16 protein-coding genes are annotated in these 17,754 nt (G+C 73.3%); 8 read left to right on the top strand and 8 right to left on the bottom strand.

Annotation, left to right across the window (positions count from 1 at the left end):
* Nucleotides 1–41: 41 nt before the first annotated feature.
* From AQJ64_RS32065 to AQJ64_RS32050, 4 genes are all read right to left on the bottom strand, one after another.
* Nucleotides 42–797, bottom strand: coding sequence for an alpha/beta fold hydrolase (locus AQJ64_RS32065; RefSeq protein WP_079062075.1), 756 nt, complete (start codon nucleotides 795–797; stop codon nucleotides 42–44).
* The gene (locus AQJ64_RS32060; protein WP_055633638.1) at nucleotides 794–1,609 is read right to left on the bottom strand and encodes a citryl-CoA lyase; all 816 of its coding nucleotides are present in this window, start codon (nucleotides 1,607–1,609) and stop codon (nucleotides 794–796) included. Before AQJ64_RS32060 ends, AQJ64_RS32065 begins: the two co-directional genes overlap by 4 nt.
* Complete coding sequence (locus AQJ64_RS32055; RefSeq protein ID WP_055633639.1) at nucleotides 1,602–2,813, bottom strand: CaiB/BaiF CoA transferase family protein; 1,212 nt, start codon at nucleotides 2,811–2,813, stop codon at nucleotides 1,602–1,604. The genes AQJ64_RS32060 and AQJ64_RS32055 overlap by 8 nt, the downstream gene beginning before the upstream one ends.
* A 133-nt stretch (nucleotides 2,814–2,946) precedes the next feature.
* Nucleotides 2,947–3,756, bottom strand: a complete 810-nt coding sequence (locus AQJ64_RS32050) for an IclR family transcriptional regulator domain-containing protein (protein WP_055633640.1) — start codon at nucleotides 3,754–3,756, stop codon at nucleotides 2,947–2,949.
* A 232-nt stretch (nucleotides 3,757–3,988) separates the two neighbouring features.
* On the opposite strand from AQJ64_RS32050, the gene AQJ64_RS32045 reads away from it, so the two are divergent.
* Nucleotides 3,989–4,582: a VOC family protein gene (locus tag AQJ64_RS32045; protein WP_079062074.1), complete on the top strand. Its 594-nt coding sequence runs from the start codon at nucleotides 3,989–3,991 to the stop codon at nucleotides 4,580–4,582.
* A 357-nt stretch (nucleotides 4,583–4,939) separates the two neighbouring features.
* On the opposite strand, the gene AQJ64_RS51255 is transcribed toward AQJ64_RS32045, so the two are convergent.
* Nucleotides 4,940–5,206, bottom strand: a complete 267-nt coding sequence (locus AQJ64_RS51255) for a hypothetical protein (protein WP_055638543.1) — start codon at nucleotides 5,204–5,206, stop codon at nucleotides 4,940–4,942.
* A 294-nt stretch (nucleotides 5,207–5,500) separates the two neighbouring features.
* Here AQJ64_RS51255 and AQJ64_RS32035 point away from each other — a divergent pair, with 294 nt between their 5' ends.
* Together AQJ64_RS32035 and AQJ64_RS32030 are read left to right on the top strand one after the other, a co-directional pair.
* Nucleotides 5,501–5,836, top strand: a complete 336-nt coding sequence (locus AQJ64_RS32035; RefSeq protein WP_055638544.1) for a hypothetical protein — start codon at nucleotides 5,501–5,503, stop codon at nucleotides 5,834–5,836.
* A 135-nt stretch (nucleotides 5,837–5,971) separates the two neighbouring features.
* Nucleotides 5,972–6,901 carry a hypothetical protein gene (locus AQJ64_RS32030; protein ID WP_055638545.1) on the top strand — a complete coding sequence of 310 codons (930 nt, stop codon included), beginning with the start codon at nucleotides 5,972–5,974 and terminating at the stop codon, nucleotides 6,899–6,901.
* Between the two features lie 121 nt (nucleotides 6,902–7,022).
* Here AQJ64_RS32030 and AQJ64_RS32025 read toward each other — a convergent pair whose 3' ends face one another.
* A complete protein-coding gene (locus AQJ64_RS32025; RefSeq protein ID WP_059203216.1) occupies nucleotides 7,023–7,205 on the bottom strand; it encodes a hypothetical protein in 183 nt (60 codons plus the stop codon).
* Between the two features lie 203 nt (nucleotides 7,206–7,408).
* Between AQJ64_RS32025 and AQJ64_RS32020 the strand changes: the two genes are divergently transcribed.
* The 3 genes from AQJ64_RS32020 to AQJ64_RS32010 all read left to right on the top strand — a co-directional run bounded on the left by AQJ64_RS32020 (nucleotide 7,409) and on the right by AQJ64_RS32010 (nucleotide 13,090).
* The gene (locus AQJ64_RS32020; protein ID WP_244902701.1) at nucleotides 7,409–10,330 is read left to right on the top strand and encodes a DEAD/DEAH box helicase; all 2,922 of its coding nucleotides are present in this window, start codon (nucleotides 7,409–7,411) and stop codon (nucleotides 10,328–10,330) included.
* Nucleotides 10,327–11,634 carry a hypothetical protein gene (locus AQJ64_RS32015; RefSeq protein WP_055637616.1) on the top strand — a complete coding sequence of 436 codons (1,308 nt, stop codon included), beginning with the start codon at nucleotides 10,327–10,329 and terminating at the stop codon, nucleotides 11,632–11,634. Before AQJ64_RS32020 ends, AQJ64_RS32015 begins: the two co-directional genes overlap by 4 nt.
* A gap of 112 nt (nucleotides 11,635–11,746) precedes the next feature.
* Nucleotides 11,747–13,090, top strand: a complete 1,344-nt coding sequence (locus AQJ64_RS32010; RefSeq protein ID WP_055637615.1) for an esterase-like activity of phytase family protein — start codon at nucleotides 11,747–11,749, stop codon at nucleotides 13,088–13,090.
* A 50-nt stretch (nucleotides 13,091–13,140) separates the two neighbouring features.
* On the opposite strand, the gene AQJ64_RS46750 is transcribed toward AQJ64_RS32010, so the two are convergent.
* Together AQJ64_RS46750 and xylA are read right to left on the bottom strand one after the other, a co-directional pair.
* The gene (locus AQJ64_RS46750) at nucleotides 13,141–13,524 is read right to left on the bottom strand and encodes a hypothetical protein (protein ID WP_079062073.1); all 384 of its coding nucleotides are present in this window, start codon (nucleotides 13,522–13,524) and stop codon (nucleotides 13,141–13,143) included.
* 120 nt (nucleotides 13,525–13,644) lie between these two features.
* Entirely contained in the window at nucleotides 13,645–14,811 is a 1,167-nt protein-coding gene (xylA, locus tag AQJ64_RS32000; RefSeq protein ID WP_055635284.1) for a xylose isomerase, read from the bottom strand.
* Between the two features lie 140 nt (nucleotides 14,812–14,951).
* Here xylA and xylB point away from each other — a divergent pair, with 140 nt between their 5' ends.
* Together xylB and AQJ64_RS31990 are read left to right on the top strand one after the other, a co-directional pair.
* A complete protein-coding gene (xylB, locus tag AQJ64_RS31995) occupies nucleotides 14,952–16,397 on the top strand; it encodes a xylulokinase (protein WP_055635283.1) in 1,446 nt (481 codons plus the stop codon).
* 110 nt (nucleotides 16,398–16,507) lie between these two features.
* Nucleotides 16,508–17,719: an ROK family transcriptional regulator gene (locus AQJ64_RS31990; RefSeq protein ID WP_055635282.1), complete on the top strand. Its 1,212-nt coding sequence runs from the start codon at nucleotides 16,508–16,510 to the stop codon at nucleotides 17,717–17,719.
* Nucleotides 17,720–17,754 lie beyond the last annotated feature (35 nt).

The raw sequence follows: 17,754 nt of genomic DNA, 5'->3' as shown, positions 1-17,754 counted from the left end.
TAACTCCAGACGGGGGAGAACCACCGGAGAACTGCCTGATCTCACTGCGCCGGATCCGTTCCGACCGGCTCTCCGTCAGGAGGGGCGCAGGGACGGTCTCCGCCTTGGCAGAAACCCGCCTGTGCTACCAAGAACTGGGCCAGAAGGTCGGGTGCCGAGTAGAACGGCGAGTGGTCGCAGTCGAGTTCGAGGCGTGCGGTGGCGCGCGCGGCGCAGGCGCGCTGTGCGTCCGGCCGGACCGCCCGGTCGCCGGTGCACACGACGTAGGCGCTGGGGACGGTCAGCCACGCCGGGTCGTCGAGGGGGGTGTCAGGCACCCGGCTGCGCATGGGCCGCCAGAGAACCGCCGCGCGTTCGGCGTGCTGTGCGGGCGTGGCGGAGTAGAGCGCCTCGCGGGCACGCGGCAGCAGGGTGACCGTGCCGTCGGAAGCCGTCCGCAGCGCCTGGTGGAAGGCTGGGTCGTTCCATCGACGCGTCAACTGGGCGGGTGACTCGCCGGGGAGCGGCATCCGCGCGGCGATGTAGGCCAGGCGTGCCGCCGCGTGACCGCCGGCCGAGACCGGCAGACCGGCGTAGCTGTGGGCGACGAGCAGCACGGGGCCGTGCGGTGCCCTGTACCGGACGGCGTCGCGTACCGCCTCGGTGTCGTCGGTGAAGGACGTGAGCGGGAGTTCGATGGCATGGCTGCGCAGGCCTGCCATGTGCAGCCGCTCTGTTACTTCTTGCCAGCACCAGGAGCCGTGGTGGGCGCCGTGGACGAGCAGGACGAAGGGCTCGCGCTCCGGTGACCGGCTCACGGCAGGCTTCGGGGGTGCGGGTCGGGTGCGACGGGCTGGTTGTTCAGGTCGACGGAGAGGAAGATGTCGTTCGCGACCGGATGTCGCATCTCTTCGGCGAGTTGGCCGATCAGTCCTGCTGTGCGGGCCAGCAGCGCGAAGCCGCGCAACAGCGGGATGGGCAGGTCGAGGTCGGCCAGTGCGGCTCCGCACACCCCGGCGCCGTTCAGCGGCAGGGTCCTGCCCAGGACCTGAGGGTGCGTCCGGCCGATCGCGGCGAAGAGGGACAGGTGGGGGCCGAACTGTTTCTCCTCTGCGGCGATCTCCAGGAGCCGGGGGGTGCGCGGGTCGCCGTCCTTGTGGACGTGATGGCCCAGGCCGGGTACAAAACGCCCGGCCGCCCGCTGCGCGCGGACCGTTTCGAGGGCGAGCGCATCCCACTCGGCCTCGTTGCCCGGCAGTGGGCCGTGGCGGCGTTCCAGTACGTCGTGCAGAAAGGTCCCGGTGTCCTCGGTGACCCCGAGGAAGCGGGAGCCACCGCCCAGCAGTCCGGCGGCGAGCGCGCCCTGCACCGAGTCCGGCGCCGACAGATAGGTGAGGCGGGTGACGATCGCGGTAGGGGTGAAGCCGTGATCGGCGAGCGCGGCCAGTACGGCCTCGAAGACCCGTACCTGGCCGGGGGCGGGGCGGCGCTGGGTGGCGAGCCAGTAGGCGAGTTCACCGAAGCCGACCTCGCCCATGACGTCGCGGGCCAGGTCCTGGCCGAGCAGCGTGATCGAGGTGAGGGAGGAGGCGCCCAGCGCCGTGGGGTAGGAAGCGGGCTCGTCAGCCATGGACGCCCCCCTGCGCCGCGTGCGCGCCTCGTGGTGTCGCGAGCCACTTGCGCAGTTCGGGTCCGTGCTCGTCGAGTTCGGGAGGCGGTAGCTCGTAACGGGCCGGGGTCGTCGAGAACGTGATCGGGTGACGTGCCATGGGCACGGCCCGCTCGCCCTCGCCCACCTCGACGACCGGGTCGAGTCCGAAGCGCTCCGCCAGGGCGAATCCCCCGTCGATCGTGTTGATCGGCGCGGCCGGCACCCCCGCCGCGACGAGCGCGTCGAACCATTCGGCTGCGCCGCGCGTGGCCAGCCGCTCCACCAGCAGCGGCCGCAGTTCCGCGCGGCGGGCGGTGCGGTCCTTGTTGCGCGCGAATCGAGGGTCGTCGGCCGTCCCGGGAATGCCGAGGACCTCGCACAGGCGCCGGAACTGCCCGTCGTTGGCGGCGGCGACGATCAGGTCGCGGTCCGCGGTGGGAAAGGGCTCGTAGGGGAAGACGCTCGGGTGGGCGTTGCCCATCCGATAGGGCACGGTGCCGCCGGCCACGTAGGCGGAGCTGTGGTTGACGAGGCCGGACAGCGCCGAGGACAGCAGATTGACCTCGACGTGCTGACCCCGGCCGGTCGCGTCACGGTGCCGCAGCGCCGCGAGGATGCCGATGGCGGCGTGGTTGCCGGCCATGACGTCGAAGACGGAGATGCCGGCCCGGTAGGGCTCGCCGTCCGGATCTCCCGTGAGACTCATCAGGCCCGATATCGCCTGGACCATCAGGTCGTAGCCGGGCACATGACGCCCGGCTCCGGAGCCGAAGCCGCTGATCGAGGCGTAGACCACGCCGGGGTTCGCGGCCTCGACAGCACAGAAGTCGAGGCCGTACTTGGCGAGCGTGCCCGGCTTGAAGTTCTCGATCACGACGTCCGCCCGGTGCGCCAGCTCACGGGCCGCCGCGGCGTCCTCCTCGGCGCGCAGGTCGAGCGCGATGGAGCGCTTGTTGCGGTTGACGCCGAGGTAGTACGTCGACGTCTCGCCCCGGGTCGGCGGCATCCACGTCCTGGTCTCGTCACCGCTGGGCGACTCGACCTTGACCACCTCGGCACCGAGGTCCGCCAGCAGCATGGTCGCGTACGGGCCTGCCAGCACCCGGGAGAAGTCGGCGACCAGCAGTCCCGACAGTGGTCCGGCGCCCTGGCCCGATACCGCCGATCGTGCGGGCATCTCCATGAAACCCTCCCTCCGACCGCACTGCGGACATCTGTCCGCTGGATCGGAATTGTGGCATGGCGGACCCCTCGCGGCACAGGGCACGGAGCAACTTCACGGCCGGCCCGGGCGCCCCACGGGCAGCGGGGGCGGGTCAGGGCCGCGTGATGGCCATCGCGTGCGGGACGGCGGCCAGCCGGGCGAAGTCACCGCTGATGTCACCCGCCACCTGCAGAACGAGCGGCAGGTGGTCGTCCAGCAGCGTGCGCACCGAGGTCTCGGCGGCATGGACGTTGACGTTCACAGCCGCGATCACACGGCCCTCCCCGTCGCGCAGGGGTACGGCGACGGAGCGGATGCCCAGCGCCAGATCCTCGTCGGCCAGCGCCCAGCCGCGGGCCCGCACCTCGCGCAGGGCCGCGTTCCGCTCGTCCGGGCCGGGCTGCCACCGCGGGGCGAGCCCGGAACGGGTCGGAATCGCCAGCGTCCTTTCCAGTTCCTCCGGCTCCAGCGCCGCCAGCAGCACCTTGCCCAACGAGGTCTGCAGCGCCGGGAAGCGGGTGCCGATCTGCACCGCGAGGGTCACGATCTTCGGAACGGCAACGCGTGCGACGTAGACGATGTCGCTGCCGTCGAGCTGCGCGACCGAGCAGGACTCACGCGTGCGGGCCACCAGGCGCTCCATGTGCGGCCGGGCAATGTCCCACAGTCCCAGCGAGCCGATGTACGCCGTGCCGAGGTCGAGCACACGAGGGGTCAGCGCAAAGCCCTTGTCGGAGCTCCGCACGTAACCGAGTTCTTCGAGCGTCAGCAGGATCCGCCGCGCCGTCGGCCGGGCGAGACCGGTCGCCGCCGCCACCTCTGACAGCGACATCACCGGCCGCTGCGGGGCGAAGGCGGTGATGACCTCCAGTCCTCTGGCCAGCGCTTCGATGAAATCAGGCCCGGTGCCCGTACGCGGCATCTGCTGTGCCCCTCGGTCGCTCCACTGATGGGTGTCCAGGTTACTGCCGTCTGTCCGCACTCCGGCTCCTCCTCCGGCAGCGGGCCGCCCTTGGCGCGATCGACCTTCCCGAAGGCTTGACGCCGGGAGCCGCAGGGAAGAAGGTATCGACCAGTGACCGCACAGCGGACAGATGTCCGCCAATTCACCCCCAGCGACCTTCGCGTCAAGGGAACTCAAAGGAGAGTCGACGATGACTCAGCTTTCCTCCGCTTCCTCAGCCTCCTCTTCTGAAGTCGCCTCCTCTTCTGAAGTCGCTTCCGCGACGCTGCCGTCGCGGCTGCACCACAACGCCTACGTCACTCGTGACCAGGAGGCGACCCGGGCCTTCTACGAGGACCTCATCGGCCTGCCTCTCATCGCGACCTGGAAGGAGTCGGACGAACTCTTCGGCGCGGTCCGCACGTACTGCCACACCTTCTACGGCCTCGGCGACGGCAGCGCCCTCGCCTTCTTCCAGTTCGCCGACCCCGAGGACCAGAAGCAGTTCGGTCCCGAGATGCCCCACTCGCCGTTCCAGCACATCGCACTCAAGGTCACCGAGGAGGTGCAGAACGCGATCGCCGAGCGGCTGAGGACGGCCGGCTGGCGGCCCGACGAGACCTACGTCCTGGAGCACGGCTACTGCCGCTCCCTCTACACCAGCGATCCCAACGGCCTGCTCCTCGAATTCACCCACGACGCCCCCGGCATCCACGAGAGCGACGCGGACCGCCGACGCACCGCCCACACCGACCTCGCGTCCTGGCTCAAGGGCGAGCACACCAGCAACAACACCTACCGCTGACCCCGCCTGTCGATCAGAACCCCCTCGGGCCGGCAGTCCCCCGCGGTCCGGTCCAGGCCGTCCAGCAGGTCGAACTGCGGCCCGGTCCACGGGAGCCGGATCCAGGCCGGCACGGTCGCAGGGTCTCGAGGAGGAGCAACAGCCCTGCGCCGCCGTTCATGACGGCCTTACAGCCGAGCAGGTCCAGACCCGGGCGAGGAACTCGGCACGGCGAACGGCGAGATGCCCTGCACGCCCGCCGGCCCGCCGACCCGCCCGCCCGCCCGCCCGCCCGCCCGCCCGCCCGCCGGGGATTCTTGGCGAGCACCAGGGGGACGATGTTCTCGCTGAGTTCGTGGTCGCCGGCGGAGATCCACATCAGCGAGGAGCCGGCCTGCGGCTCGGAGAGGCACATGGTGCCGAAGAAGCGGCCCTCGCCATGGGCCGCGCGCAGGCGTCGATCTGCTCCTTGCTGCCGTGCGCCTGGAGCAGGCTGGCGTCGCCGACGGTGAGGAACGGATACGCGGCGGTGCCGACGCTGGCGGCCCGGAACCAGGCCATGCAGGCGTTGGCGACCACGGTGGTCAGCTGCCGCCCACCGACCGCGTAGTCCAGGGCGGCGCCGGTCAGCCCGGCCTCCCTCACCAGGAGTCCGTACAGCGGATCCGCGGGGAGCGGCTGTCGGTCGCCACTGCCTTCGCAGCTCCCTCAGTGCAGCCCGAGACACCGCACCCCCGCCCAAGACGGCCGGTGTGCTCCGTCGAGGAGCCACGCCGCGCGTTCAGCCCCCTCCCCCGCAGCCCGGGCAGATTTCGGCTCCTGTGCATCAGATCACCGGCCAGGCGCGGTCCCTGGCAGACAAGTCGCGCTCCAGGTTGGGTAAAGGGAGCTGAGAGGACCAGTGCAAGGCGTACCACCGTCTCGGGGAAGGTCGTCACCATGTTCGACAGGATCCACAAGGCCGGTGCGAGGCTCTTCGGCGCGCGGAGCACACCGTCGCCCGACGGCCCCGGCGGGTCGCGGCCCGCCGCCGGGAAGGGCTCCGCCACCGCGAAACGCCCGCACAACCTGTTCGAGGCGGCCGCCGTGTACGTCTCCGCCCACGCGGAGGACGACCAGGACCGGATCGACGAGGCGGCGGGCTGGGTGTCGCCGGAGGCGCTGTCCTTCGGGGTCAACGAACTCGCCTGCCGTGCCGTCGTCGCCCTCGCGCGGGAGCGCGACGAGTCACCCGGGACCGTGGCGCGGGCGCTGCTGGGGCTGCCGGCCGTGTGACAGGTCGGTGAAGAGTGGCCGTTTCGCCCCGTCAGGTCGGAAAACTGCAGCTCCGGGTGTGCCGGGGAGTCGTGACAAGCGCCTTCCCGCCGCACTAGGGTGCGCGCCGTTGGACCAACGGATGGGGAGGCTGGGATGGCCGGGACGGACGAGGACACCGTCGCCGCCGCGGACGACGCGCTCTATGTGCTCACGGCGGCGCTGCTGACGCCTGCGAAGTTCCCGGCGGTACTCGGGGACGACTACCCGGAGGCCTGTGCGGCGCTCGGTCTCGCGCCGCTGGCCGACGGGTACGGCCTGGTGCTGGGCCAGGACGGCGAGGGCGCGCGGTGGACGGTCGTCATCGACGACGTGTCGCTGGTGGCGGTCGCCATCGCGTCGTGGGACTGCGGCATGGAGTACGAGCTGTCGCCCGACGAGCGCACGGTGGTCGCGGCACTGCCGGGCTGGCCTCTGGACGTCGCCGTCGCGGCGCCCGGTGTGCCCGCACCGCACGATCCCGCCCCGGAGATCGCGAACGGCCCCGCGCTGACCCCGCCGGACACGTCCGCGTGGGGTCCGGCCCAGCGGCGTCTGGGGGCTGACGAGATCGCGGTCCAGTGGAACCTGTGGCGGGATCAGATAGACGACGCCGCCTTCACGACGGAGGTCGTCGAGGCGGGGCCCGCCGAGGACTCCGGCCGGGTGGACGCGGAGGCCGGGGCGGACCCTGTCGGGAAGGACGGCGGCCCGGGCGCAGACGGCGGCACCGCCGGTGACGCGGGCGGGACCGAGGCGGCGCAGACACCGTCGGCGGGGCGCGGCGACATCCGGCGGGTGCTGGCCGAGGCCCGTGCCTATGTGGAGACTCCTCCGCCGCCGGGTCGGGTACGGTCGTCGTTCGCGCCGGGCGACGCGCGCACGCTGCGCGCCGACGGTCCGGGCTGGTCGCTCGTGGCCAGGACCGACGACATCGCGTTCCTCCTGCTGGACGCGCGGCCCGGCGAGGTGCTCCCGGTCGGCCGGGGACCGGAACTGCCGGGGCTCCTGGAGGCGCTGGACAAGATGGCCGTACGCCCCTTCTGAGGCGGTACGAGGACCGCGGCGAGGCTGCTCGGGGCATCACGCCCCGCCCGTCCCTCGGGGAGGGGCGCCCACTGCGGTCCTCGTGCCCAGTGATGGCCTCAGTGATTCCTCGGTGGCTCTCTCAGCGGCCGAGCTCCTTGCGGGAGACGCGGCGCAGCCTGCGCCGCTGTGCGGGATCCAGCGTGAGGTAGGCCGCCGCCGGAACCCCCAGCACGATCAGCAGAGCCGCCCACCAGGGCAGCCAGATCAACAGCAGAATCCCGACCGCCACACCTCCGGCGGCGATCTTCGCGTTCCTCGACATGTGCGTCGCCTCCTTCGCGGCCCCTGCCGCTCTCTGTCATGAAAACGGGTCCGGGCCGCGCGCGGTTCCGGAACCGACCCTGAAACGTCCCTGAGCTCCACCCCGAGGCAGCCCTGAGAATGCTGTACCCTCGGCGACCCCGACTCGGCTAGTCAAACTTGAGAAGTACGCTCATCGCTGCGCAGAGGGTTCCCGTGGAAACAGTGTCCGAGATCTCCGAACTGGCCGGGTGCCACACCGTGTTCGTGCCCGCCGTCCCGGCCCGCACCGGTGCCGTCGCCTTCTGGCGGCCCGACCGGGGCCGTCTCCCCTGCCTCCCCGCCCTCTCCTCCCGCCCCTCCCTCGCCTCGGCGGCCGTCGAGGATCTGCCGGTCGTCCGGCCCACCGATGCCGGGGTGGCACTCACACGCGTGCGTGCCGTCCTGATACCGGTGCGGGAGGCCCTGCCGGTTCTCACACACGCGCGTGTCGCCCAGGATGGCCACCGGGCGGCCGTGTTCTGGGGCGCGGCGTCGCTGCTGGCGCTGCGGTTCGTGGCGCGGGGGCTGCTGCTGCCCGGCCTCTCCCCGGACGACCACGACGCCTGGAGGGTCGGCCCGCTCGGGCCGGACGACGTCGAGGCCGTCCGCCGGCTGGCCGCCTCCATGCCTCCCGAGGCGCACGCCGTGCCCGTCGACGCCGCCACGCCCCTGCGGCTGCCGGATCCGGAGGGGCTGCTGCGGGCCTTCCTGGACGCGGTCGCCGACGCGCTGCCCCGCTCGCCCGCGGCACCGCTCGTGACCGGCGGACCGGCCTACGCGGCCCCTGAGCCACGGCGGCTGCCGGAGCTGCGTCCCTGGGCCGACGACGTCGCCGCGGGCCACGACGCGGGCGTCCGGCTCTCGCTGCGGATCGAGGTGTCCGGGATCGAGCCCGGCGAGTCGGAGCCGGCCCACGCGGAATCCGAGCCGGCCCACGCGGAATCGGAGCCGGTGCCCGACGAGGCCGCGGCACGGTTCCGGGCCGTGCCCCAGGTGCACAGCGTCAGCGATCCCGCGCTCGTCGTGGACGTCGCCGAGATCTGGGGCGGAGCGGGGGCCGTGAAGGGACGCTTCGGTCCACGCGCGCGCAGGGACGCACTGCTCGCGCTGCGCCGCGCGGCCCGGGCCTGGCCCGCGCTCACACCGCTGCTGTCGGCCACCGTCCCGGACGCCGTCGGTCTCCTCGAGGAGGAGGTCGCCGAACTGCTCGGGGAGGGGTCGCGGGCGCTGGCGGCGGCGGGGGTCGAGGTGCACTGGCCGAGGGGGCTGACGCCCGCCCTGACCGCCCGCGCGGTGGTCGGTCCGCCGGAGGACGGCACGGAGCGGGACAGCTTCGGCCCGGACGCCCCCTCGTTCCTGTCGGCGGACGCCCTGCTGTCGTTCACCTGGTCGTTCGCGGTGGGCGACCGGCGGCTCACACGCGAGGAGCTGGACCGGCTCGCCGAGGCCAACCGGCCCCTCGTCCGGCTGCGTGACCGGTGGGTCCTGATCGACCCGCAGGAAGCGCGCCGCGCCCGCGCGCACCAGGACGGCAAGGTGACGCCCGTCGAGGCGCTGGGCGCCGCGCTCGCGGGCTCCACGGAGGTGGACGGCCGGGTGGTCGAGGTACGGTCCACGGGGTGGCTCGCGGGCCTGCGGGAGCGGTTGACGGACCCCGGGGCGCAGGAGCCGGTGGAGCAGCCCGCCGCGCTGGACGCGACGCTGCGCGACTACCAGCGGCGCGGCCTGGACTGGCTGGCGCGGAACACCTCGCTGGGGCTCGGCTGCTGTCTGGCCGACGACATGGGGCTGGGCAAGACCATCACACTGATCAGCCTTCATCTGCACCGCCGGACGGACGCCTCGGCGGCCGGTCCGACCCTGGTGGTCTGCCCGACGTCCCTGATGGGCAACTGGCAGCGGGAGATCGAACGGTTCGCTCCGGGCACGCCGGTGCGCCGGTTCCACGGGCCGCGGCGCGAGCTGGACGCCCTGGCGGACGGGGAGTTCGTGCTGACCACCTACGGCACCCTGAGGCTGGACGCGGACCGGCTCGGCGAGGTGCCGTGGGGCCTGGTCGTGGCGGACGAGGCGCAGCATGTGAAGAACCCGTACTCGGCGACCGCACGGGCGCTGCGCACCATCGGGGCACGCGCGCGCGTGGCGCTGACGGGCACGCCGGTGGAGAACAACCTGTCGGAGCTGTGGGCGATCCTGGACTGGACGACACCGGGTCTGCTGGGCCGGCTGGGCACGTTCCGCAGGCGGTACGCGCGCGAGGTGGAGGGCGGCGGGGACCCGGCCGCGGCGGAGCGGCTGTCCCGGCTCGTGGCGCCCTTCCTGCTGCGCCGGCGCAAGTCGGACCCGGGGATCGCGCCGGAGCTGCCGCCCAAGACCGAGACCGACCGCCCGGTCGCGCTCAGCAGGGAGCAGACGGGCCTGTACGAGGCGGTGGTGCGCGAGACGCTGGCGGCGATCGCCGACACCGACGACATGGCGCGGCGCGGGCTGATCGTGAAGCTCCTGACCGGCCTCAAACAGATCTGCAACCATCCGGCGCAGTACCTCAAGGAGGAGCGTCCGGGGCCTGCCGGGCGCTCCGGGAAGCTGGAACTGCTGGACGAGCTCCTGGAGACGATCCTCTCCGAGGGGGCGGGCGTCCTGGTGTTCACGCAGTACGTGCGCATGGCGCGGCTGCTGGAGCGGCATCTGGCGGCACGCGGCGTGCCGACGCAGTTCCTGCACGGCGGGACGCCCGTGGCCGAGCGCGAGGCGATGGTGGGGCGGTTCCAGGACGGGGAGGTCCCCGTGTTCCTGCTGTCGTTGAAGGCGGCCGGGACCGGCCTCAACCTCACGCGCGCGGAGCACGTCGTGCACTACGACCGCTGGTGGAACCCGGCCGTGGAGGCGCAGGCGACCGACCGGGCGTACCGCATCGGGCAGACGCGGCCGGTGCAGGTCCACCGGCTGATCGCCGAGGGCACGATCGAGGACCGCATCGCGGACATGCTGCGCCGCAAGCAGGGCCTGGCCGACGCCGTGCTGGGCTCCGGCGAGGCGGCGTTCACGGAGCTGACGGACACCGAACTGGCGGAACTGGTCGAGCTGCGCGGGGGCACGCGATGAAGGCACACGAAGACGATCTGGAGCGTACGTTCGCGGCGTTGCCCGCCGCGCGCGGGAAGGGCTTCGCGCAGAGCTGGTGGGGCCGGGCGTGGCTGGCCGCGCTGGAGGACGGCGCGCTGGACTTGGAGCAGGTGCGGACGGGGCGCAGGCTGGCGCGGGCGGGTGCCGTGGGAGCGGTGTCGGTGCGGCCGGGGCGCATCACGGCCGTCGTACGGGGGCGCGACCGCACGGCGCATCGGGCCGATGTGACGCTCGAGGAGCTTTCGGACACGGAGTGGGACCGTTTCCTGGATCTGGCGGCGGAGCGGTCGGGGCATGTGGCCGCGCTCCTCGACCGCGAGATGCCGCCGCATCTGGTGGAGGACGCGGAGACGGCCGGTGTCGCCCTGCTGCCGGGGCTCGGCGAGTTGGAGGCCGCGTGCGACTGCGGGGCCTGGGACCACTGCGGTCACACCGCCGCGCTCTGCTATCAGGTGGCGCGGCTGCTCGACCAGGATCCGTTCGTCCTGCTGCTGATCAGGGGACGCGCCGAGCGGGCCGTACTGGACGATCTCCAGGCCCGTGGCGCGGCCGCTCCCGTCACGGCGGAACCCGCCCGGCCGGAGGGGGTGGACGCGGCCGAGGCGTATGCGGCGGGGGATGTGCTGCCGGCGTTGCCCGCCCTGCCCGAGGTTCCTTCGGAGCCGGGCGTTCCGCCCTCGCTGGACACGGACGTCCCGTCGCCGCACGGGGTGGAGCCGGCTGCTCTGCGGATCCTGGCCGCCCGGACGGCCGCAGCCGCCCGTCTGCACCTCGCGGAGGCCCTGCGCGAGGGAGCGGGATCGCCGCCCCCGGCGGAGCGGTTGACGGCCGCTCAGGACGCGGTGCGGCTGGCCGCGGGAGAGGCCGGCGAGACGGGGAGCGACGCGGTGGGCGAACGGCTCGGTGCCGGATCGGGGCGGGGCCGGGAGCAGTTGGCGCGGGCCGTACGGGCCTGGCGGTACGGCGGTGTGGCGGCCCTGTCGGTGCTGGAGGAGGAATGGACCGTGGACGGCGAGGCGCTGGCACGCGCGCGGGCGGCGCTGGAGTCGGCCTGGGAGGAGGACGAGCGGCCGCCGCTGCGGGCGCGGGGCAACCGGTGGACGGTGGTCGGGGAGTCGGGCCAGTTGCGCCTGGGGCGGGACGGTCGCTGGTGGCCGTATCGCAAGGAGGGTGGGCGCTGGACGCCGGCCGGGATCGCGGCGCGGGACCCGGCGACGGCCCTGGCCGCGGCACGGTCGGACGATGAGGGCGAGGAAGCGCTTTCCCGAACTCGCAGGGGGTGAGGCGTCGGCCCGCCGGGCGGCCGACGCCCCGTGTTCACCGGAACGTCGTGCCCCGTTCGGCGGACGGGCCAACTCTGGCCGCTGTCACCGAACTTGCACTTCAGGAGGCTTGATGTCCCCGCACTCCACCGGCCGGCGCCGCGTCCACCGTTCCGTCGCGGCGGGTGTGCCGCTCGCTGTGCTGGCCGCGCTCGTCCTGGCCGGTCCGGCGGCCGCGGACACCGCGTCCGGGCGGGCGCACGTGACACGGACCGCCACGCTCGGCGACCTCCCGCTCGGGGCGTTCAGCAACGGTCTGCTGCCGGGCACGGTGGACGACGACCGGGGTGTGGACCTCGGCGGCATCGGCAGCGACATCTACCCGACGGGCCGCAGGGGCGAGTTCTGGACGATCACGGACCGCGGACCCAACGGCCAGATCAAGATCGACGGGAAGAAGCGCCGAACGTTCCCGGTTCCCGGTTTCGATCCCGCGATCGTACGGATCCGGGTGAGTGGCGACACGGTGACGGTGCTGGACGCCATCCCGGTCACCACCTCCTCCGGGATGCCCGTCACCGGCCTGTCGAACCAGGAGGGCCGCGACGAGGCGCCGTACTCCTACGACGCGCGGACGCCGCTGGCGTACAACCCGAACGGGCTGGACACCGAGGGGATCGTGCGGGCGGCGGACGGGAGTTTCTGGCTCGTCGACGAGTACGGCCCCTCGCTGGTGCACGTCTCCGCGCGCGGGACGGTGCTGACCCGCTATGTACCCGAGGGGCTGAACCTCACGGGCGCGGACTACCCGGTGGTGGAGGCGCTGCCCTCGGTGCTGCTGCACCGCAAGATCAACCGTGGCTTCGAGGGGCTCGCCCAGCTCCCCGGCGGGGACCTCGTGCTGGCCGTGCAGAGCCCTCTGTCGCTGCCCGACACGGACGCCGGGGAGGGCTCGCTCACCACCCGGCTGCTGCGTTTCTCGCCCAGGAAGAAGGCGGTCACCGCCGAGTACGCGTACCGCTTCGACCCGGTCGACGTGGTCGACCCGAGCGAGGACGACACCTCCGAGCTGAAGATCTCCTCGGTGGTCGCGGTGGGTGGCGACCGGCTGCTGGTCGAGGAGCGGACGGACAACGCCGCGCGGTTGCAGGTGGTGCGCCTGACGCTCGGCACGAACATCCTGGGCGGCCGCTGGGACGACGACACGACCTCGCCGTCGCTGGAGCAGCTGGCCGACCCGGCGGCCTCGGGGGTCCCGGTGCTCGCCAAGCGGCTGGTGGTCGACCTGGGCAAGGTCGAAGGGGTGCCCGGGAAGATCGAGGGCGTCGCGCGCGTGGACCACGACACGCTCGCCCTGATCAACGACAACGACTTCGGGATGACGGACGGCGCGGGCGCCTTCGACGCACAGGGCCGGCTGGTGGACAGCGGCATCGAGACGACCGTGACCTACGTGCGGCTGCCGCGGGGCATCTGACGCCGTACGCGCGCGTGGGGTCTCGTACGCCTCCACGCGCGCGTGAAGGCTCAGGGCAACAGCGCCGTCAGGGACGGGAGCAGCGAGTCCAGGTCGCTCGGCAGCTCCGTCGGCAGGGTGCTCGGGAGCTGGGACGGCAGCTCGCTCGGCAGCGTGCTGGGCAGTTCCACCGGGAGGCTGATCGAGGGGGCGGGCGTGGTGCCGGTCCCGCCGGTCGGCTTGTCGTCCGGTGAGTCGTCGCCGGACGAGGCCATCAGGACGACGACGAGCACGGCACCGGCGGCGACGAGCAGCACGAGCACCGCGATGAGCGGGTTGCGGCGCCGTCGGGGGCCGCCGGGGCCGTAGCCGGGGGCGGGCGGTCCGAAGCCGCCGTGCGGCGGCGTGTCGCCCGGCGGGCCGGGCGGGTGGGGCGGTACGGGTGGCGTGGCCATACGTCCAGCCTCCCCGCGAACGGGACCGGGAACGACCTCCGCACGGAAGTTGATACCGGCTCATGCCGTGGAGGGCATGATTCCGGCGTATTCCGTGCGGAGGTCCGGTCCTGGGGCGCGTCAGCCGCGGGCACCCAGCAGGTGGTCCATCGCGAGCTGGTCGAGGCGCTCGAAGGCCATGCCGCGGGCGGCGGCCGCGTCGGCGTCGAAGTCCTCGAACGCGGTGCGGTCGGCGAGCAGGCTCTGCAGACCGTCGGCGGCGGTCGCCTGGGCCAGCTCGTCGAGGCGGGAGGCGCGCAGGGCCTCCTGGACCTCCGGGTCGGCGCGGAACGCGGCCGCGCGCTCCTTGAGGATCAGGTAGTTGCGCATGCAGCCCGCGGCCGAGGCCCACACGCCGTCGAGGTCCTCGGTGCGCGGCGGCTTGAAGTCGAAGTGCTTCGGGCCCGCGTAGCCGGCGCTCTCCAGCAGGTCGACCAGCCAGAACGCGGAGCGCAGGTCGCCGGCGCCGAAGCGCAGGTCCTGGTCGTACTTGATGCCGGACTGGCCGTTGAGGTCGATGTGGAAGAGCTTGCCCGCCCACAGCGCCTGTGCGATGCCGTGCGGGAAGTTCAGCCCCGCCATCTGCTCGTGGCCGACCTCCGGGTTGACGCCGTACAGCTCCGGGCGCTCCAGGCGGTCGATGAACGCGAGCGCGTGGCCGACGGTGGGCAGCAGGATGTCGCCGCGCGGCTCGTTCGGCTTGGGCTCGAGCGCGAACTTCAGGTCGTAGCCCTGGGAGGTGACGTACTCGCCGAGGAGGTCGAAGGCCTCCTTCATGCGGTCGAGGGCGACGCGCACGTCCTTGGCGGCACCGGACTCCGCGCCCTCACGGCCGCCCCAGGCGACGTAGATCTTCGCGCCGAGCTCGGCGGCCAGGTCGATGTTGCGGATCGTCTTGCGCAGGGCGTAGCGGCGCACGTCGCGGTCGTTCGCGGTGAACGCGCCGTCCTTGAAGACGGGATGCGTGAAGAGGTTGGTGGTGGCCATCGGCACGGTCATGCCGGTGGTGTCCAGGGCCTGGCGGAAGCGCTTGATGTGCTCCTCGCGCTCGCTGTCGGAGGACCCGAACGGGATCAGGTCGTCGTCGTGGAAGGTCACGCCGTAGGCGCCCAGCTCGGCCAGGCGCGTAACCGTCTCGACCGGGTCGAGGGCGCGCCGCGTGGCGTCGCCGAACGGGTCCCTTCCCTGCCAGCCGACGGTCCACAGGCCGAAGGTGAACCTGTCGTCAGGGGTGGGCTGGTAGCTCATTGCCGCGGCTCCTTGCTGTGCAGATGGTCGTGCGGTCGGTGGCGAACTATTTCGTCATGGCCGTTTACAAATTAGTATGCGGACGCATCTCTGGGAAGACAGATCCCGCAGAGCCGCGGAAAAACTTGAGGGAGAACCCGATGTCAGCAGCCGAGGGTCCGCTCGTCGTCGGTGTGGACTCGTCCACCCAGTCCACGAAGGCGCTGGTCGTCGACGCGGGCACCGGCGAGATCGTCGCGAGCGGCCAGGCGCCGCACACGGTCTCCGCCGGGGCCGGCCGCGAGAGCGACCCGCGTCAGTGGTGGGACGCGCTGCACGAGGCGCTGCGCCAGTGCGGTGAGGCGGCGCGCGAGGCCGCCGCGGTGTCGATCGGCGGGCAGCAGCACGGGCTGGTCACGCTGGACGAGCACGGCGAGCCGGTGCGGCCCGCGCTGCTGTGGAACGACGTGCGGTCGGCCCCCCAGGCCCGGCGGCTGACCGAGGAGCTGGGCGGCGCGAAGTTCTGGGCCGAGCGCACCGGATCCGTCCCGGCCGCGTCCTTCACGGTCACGAAGTGGGCGTGGCTCGCCGAGAACGAGCCGGAGGCGCTGCGTGCCACCAAGGCGGTACGGCTCCCCCACGACTACCTGACCGAGCGCCTCACCGGCGAGGGCACGACCGACCGCGGCGACGCCTCCGGCACCGGCTGGTGGGCGTCGGCGACGGAGGGGTACGACGAGGAGATCCTCGCGCGCGTGGGCCTCGATCCGGCGCTGCTGCCCCGCGTGGTGCGGCCCGGCGAGATCGCGGGCACCGTGCGCGACACCCATGGCCTGCCGTTCGCCAAGGGCACGCTGGTCGCCGGGGGCACCGGCGACAACGCGGCTGCCGCGCTGGGCCTCGGGCTGCGTCCGGGCACTCCGGTGCTGAGCCTCGGCACGTCCGGCACGGTGTACGCGGTGTCGAAGCACCGGCCGGCCGACCCGACCGGCACGGTGGCGGGCTTCGCGGACGCGCACGGCGACTGGCTGCCGCTGGCCTGCACCCTGAACTGCACGCTCGCCGTGGACCGCCTCGCGGCCCTGCTGGGCCTGGACCGGGAGGCCGTGGAGCCCACCGCCGACCTCACGCTCCTGCCCTACCTGGACGGCGAGCGCACCCCGAACCTGCCGAACGCCTCGGGTCTGCTGCACGGTCTGCGCCACGACACCACCGCCGGGCAGCTGCTGCAGGCCGCCTACGACGGTGCCGTGCACTCGCTGCTCGGCGCGCTCGACCTGGTCCTCGACGAGGACGCGGACCCGTCGGCTCCGCTGCTGCTGATCGGCGGCGGCGCGCGGGGCACGGCCTGGCAGCAGACCGTACGGCGGCTGTCGGGGCGGCCGGTGCAGATCCCCGAGGCCAAGGAGCTCGTCGCGCTGGGCGCGGCGGCACAGGCGGCCGGGCTGCTGACCGGCGAGGACCCGGCCGCGGTCGCCCGCCGCTGGAACACCGCGCGCGGCCCGGTCCTCGAGGCCGTGGAGCGGGACGACGCGACGCTCGCCAGGATCGCCGGGGTACTCTCCGACGCGGCCCCGCTGCTGGAGCGGAGCACGCACACGGGCTGAGCCGCGACATATCCACGCGCCGACACATCGGAGTACCGAGGTATCGGGGTACCGAGGTGCCGGGGTATCGGCGTATCGACTGATCGACGAATCGACGAATCGACGGAGGCATGACCGCACCGCTGCACGAGGCCCGCGCCACCGGCCCGGGGCGTGCGCTGCCCGACACCCAGCAGGGCATGCGCCGCCGCAACCTGGCGCGGGTGATGCACACCGTCAGCGCCGAGGGGCCGCTGTCCCGGGCCGCGGTCGCCTCCCGCATCGGCCTGACCCGTGCGGCGGTGTCCACCCTCGTCGACGAGCTGATACGCACCGGACTGCTGGAGGAGCTCGGCCCGGAGCGACCGGGCCGGGTGGGCCGGCCCGGGTCTGCGCTCGCGGTCAGCGGGCGCGGCCCGGCCGGGCTGGGCGCCGAGGTCGGCGTCGATCATCTCGCGGTGTGCGTCGTCGATCTGCGGGGCGAGGTACGCGCGCGTGCCGTGCGGCACGGAACCAACCGGGGCCGCTCCCCCGAGCCGGTGATCGAGGAACTCACCGGGCTGCTGCGCGAGGCCGTCGCCGAGGCGGAGGGCGCGGGGCTGTGGCCGGCCGGGCTCGCCGTGGCCGTCCCGGGCCTGATCGCCCGCGACGCCCGTACCGTCGTACGCGCCCCGAACCTCGGCTGGCACGACACCGACCTCGGCGCCCTGCTGCCCGCCGACTGGCCGCTGACGGTGGACAACGAGGCCAACTTCGGCGGACTGGCCGAACTCTGGCTCGGCGAGCACACCCCGCAGAACTTCCTGCATGTGTCGGCGGAGATCGGCATCGGCGCCGCGGTCGTCGTGGACGGCAGCCTGCTGCGCGGCACCCGCGGCTTCGCGGGCGAGCTCGGGCATGTGCCGGTCCACCCCGACGGGCCGCGGTGCGGCTGCGGCGGCCGGGGGTGTCTGGAGCAGTACGCCGGCGAGGAGGCGGTGCTGCGCGCGGCCGGGCTGGAGCCGGGGGGCGACCGGGTCGGCCTCCTCGCGGGTCGGGCGGCGGACGGCGATCCCGAGGTACGGCGCGCCCTGCACGAGGCGGGCAAGGCCCTCGGCATCGCCCTGACCGGTGCGCTCAATCTGCTGGACCCCGAGAGCGTCGTGCTCGGCGGCGCGCTGGCCGGGCTCGCGCCCTGGCTGCTGCCGTCGCTGGAGTCCGAACTCGCCCGGCGCACGGCGGGCCCCGCCCGCCCCGTGTACGTCTCCCGGCTGGGCCCCGAGGGTCCGTTGCTGGGGGCCGCGCACTCCGTGGTCCGGGCCGTGCTGGACGACCCGGCGGCGGTGGCGGCGGACGGCTCCTGACACCGTCGGGTGACCGGAACTCCCCGTTCGGGTGA

Origin of the sequence: Streptomyces griseoruber (genome assembly GCF_001514205.1) — a bacterium.
Taxonomy (GTDB): domain Bacteria; phylum Actinomycetota; class Actinomycetes; order Streptomycetales; family Streptomycetaceae; genus Streptomyces; species Streptomyces griseoruber.
The sequence above is the reverse complement of the archived record's forward strand: the minus strand, read 5'-3'. Positions and strand labels throughout refer to the sequence as shown.

Coding starts and splice junctions, on each gene's coding strand:
- AQJ64_RS31990 (WP_055635282.1), top strand. CDS start 16,508: ATGACCGCACCGCTGCACGAGGCCCGCGCCACCGGCCCGGGGCGTGCG.
- xylA (WP_055635284.1), bottom strand. CDS start 14,811: ATGAGCTACCAGCCCACCCCTGACGACAGGTTCACCTTCGGCCTGTGG.
- AQJ64_RS32035 (WP_055638544.1), top strand. CDS start 5,501: ATGTTCGACAGGATCCACAAGGCCGGTGCGAGGCTCTTCGGCGCGCGG.
- AQJ64_RS32050 (WP_055633640.1), bottom strand. CDS start 3,756: ATGCCGCGTACGGGCACCGGGCCTGATTTCATCGAAGCGCTGGCCAGA.
- AQJ64_RS32010 (WP_055637615.1), top strand. CDS start 11,747: ATGTCCCCGCACTCCACCGGCCGGCGCCGCGTCCACCGTTCCGTCGCG.
- AQJ64_RS32025 (WP_059203216.1), bottom strand. CDS start 7,205: ATGTCGAGGAACGCGAAGATCGCCGCCGGAGGTGTGGCGGTCGGGATT.
- AQJ64_RS32045 (WP_079062074.1), top strand. CDS start 3,989: ATGACTCAGCTTTCCTCCGCTTCCTCAGCCTCCTCTTCTGAAGTCGCC.
- AQJ64_RS32030 (WP_055638545.1), top strand. CDS start 5,972: ATGGCCGGGACGGACGAGGACACCGTCGCCGCCGCGGACGACGCGCTC.
- AQJ64_RS32055 (WP_055633639.1), bottom strand. CDS start 2,813: ATGGAGATGCCCGCACGATCGGCGGTATCGGGCCAGGGCGCCGGACCA.
- AQJ64_RS32060 (WP_055633638.1), bottom strand. CDS start 1,609: ATGGCTGACGAGCCCGCTTCCTACCCCACGGCGCTGGGCGCCTCCTCC.
- AQJ64_RS46750 (WP_079062073.1), bottom strand. CDS start 13,524: ATGGCCACGCCACCCGTACCGCCCCACCCGCCCGGCCCGCCGGGCGAC.
- AQJ64_RS32015 (WP_055637616.1), top strand. CDS start 10,327: ATGAAGGCACACGAAGACGATCTGGAGCGTACGTTCGCGGCGTTGCCC.
- xylB (WP_055635283.1), top strand. CDS start 14,952: ATGTCAGCAGCCGAGGGTCCGCTCGTCGTCGGTGTGGACTCGTCCACC.